This window comes from Legionella sp. km772 (assembly GCF_003989735.1).
Classification (GTDB): Bacteria; Pseudomonadota; Gammaproteobacteria; order Legionellales; family Legionellaceae; genus Legionella.
On the sequence record NZ_RZGQ01000299.1, the window covers coordinates 1 to 1,924 of the forward strand.

Genomic DNA, 1,924 nt, shown 5'->3' on the forward strand with positions numbered 1-1,924 from the left:
TTGATTTTTTTGATGCAGTGTAATAATTTCGCTTTTTGGTCATTCTATTCCCCTCTTATATTAGAAGAATAGCTCTTAAAAATACCTTTTTTTCGTCTAAAAATCCGCGCCTATATCAGGGGCTTTGGCGAATATTAGCGAAGAGCAATTGCGGCGATTATTTGGTTCCCAGAAAAGTTTTTATGAACTATTTGATATTAACTTGCCTAAAAGTTTATTCATTCAACGCTTTGCTCCTTTAGCTAATTCACAAGAAAAACCTACCATGGCTTTAGCGATGAAAAGTGGCAAAATGACTTTTGATTTAGCTCGTGTGCTGGGTGCGGACGTTAATGAAATGAACCAACAGCATTGGTATAGCGTTGCATTCGATTTATTATGGTTATGGATTTCTTTTTATCAAATAAATGAAACCTCCGATTTACCTTTGGATAATCGTAATATTAATGAATCGCAACTTATCTCCACTACCATGGGGATAGCAATAGCTGTGGCCATGTTCCAAGCCCTTGCCAATTATGCTCTTTTTAATGAATCTACCAATTTGACTAGTATGCTTTTAATGTTAAGTTTTTTACCCTTGCTTTTAAAGTGCGTGTTTTCTGGTTTTAAGAGAGTCCAGGATAACCTCTATCCGCCCATTGAAATTACGGAGAACGGAGAGCCAAGTAGAGAGGCCAATGTTAATCGTTCTTTGTTTAGTTATGTTGGGGGTTTTTTTGCGCGCAAATCCAAGAAAGAGGAGTTGCCTGCTAGGGAGTTGCTGCCTAAACTGGAATAAATTTTTTCAAAATTATGATGAGGGGGCATGATAAAGTCCAACTGCTACCTCCTAATCCTAATTTAAACCTATTGACACCACCCAAGAGTGATATGGTGATTTGGAGTATTTATTAGTGAAGAATCCTTAGGTAGATAAATGCAATAATTTTCTCCTCTTTTTATTTGGTCGGAGTTGGTCTTGGATACATAGGGTACGTTTGTTTTATCTGCAGTAACTCTTGAAGAGATTTCTACAAGATAGATTCCTGAATATATAATCTTAGCTTCATTCTTAATACTAGTTTAAGAAATATTTGCTAGGATTGGCCATCTTCAACCATAGAGCATATTTATGGACTTTACCCAGCTTCTTGAAATAATTAATCGCGCAAGTAATCCAGAGCAAATTTTATCCCAACTTACCGAAAAACAATATGCAATTACTGATAAAACTATAGAGGGGAGCTCGGTCCTACATGCTTTAGCCCAATCCAAGCATGCAAAAGAATATAATTTTTCAAACTTTTTAGAAAAATTAATAGCAGCTGGAGCCAATTTAAACGAGGTTGATAAACAAAATAAAAACTTCTTTATTTATTACATAGAGCAATCAGGCTTTAATCGCGATACCATCGTTACCTTTTTACTTGAGCAAGATAAGTTTGATGTCAACTATCGCATCGAAAATGAGCCAACATTTTTTGAGGTTCTCGAAAAATTTGGAAGTTATAATTTTTTATCCTTTTTAAGGCTTTTATTTCAGCGCGAGGATTTTAATCCAAATCAAAAAACCAGCAAATACAACTCTATTCTGTTACATTTAATTGCAGAGAAGGCTTGTGAGGAGCTTATTTTAGTGGCACTTGGTAATAATAGGATAAATACCGAAATAAAAGATAGTGAAGGAAAAACGGCCTTAGGGCTCATATTAGCGGAAAATCGATATAAGAATTTACCAGTTATTAAAGCATTATTAAATAATGAACAATGTAAAATTAATACCCTGGACAATGATGGGAATAACTATTTACAGCTAACTGGTTTAGCTAGGTCCGGGGATCTGGAACAAAATTCAGGAAAAATAAGAGCTATTCCCGGTTTGTTAGTTCATTCACCTTACTCTCAGAATGGCTTATCCACAAGTCCATAGGCCAGGAGAGCT

General features: G+C 35.4%; 1 protein-coding gene and 1 pseudogene. Both read left to right on the plus strand.

Going from position 1 to position 1,924, the window contains the following annotated elements:
- Positions 1 to 106: 106 nt before the first annotated feature.
- A pseudogene (locus ELY15_RS15415) lies at positions 107 to 781 on the plus strand (cation-transporting P-type ATPase); the annotation flags it as partial.
- A gap of 333 nt (positions 782 to 1,114) precedes the next feature.
- Positions 1,115 to 1,912, plus strand: coding sequence for an ankyrin repeat domain-containing protein (locus tag ELY15_RS15420; protein ID WP_127101592.1), 798 nt, complete (start codon positions 1,115 to 1,117; stop codon positions 1,910 to 1,912).
- The last annotated feature ends 12 nt before the right edge of the window (positions 1,913 to 1,924 follow it).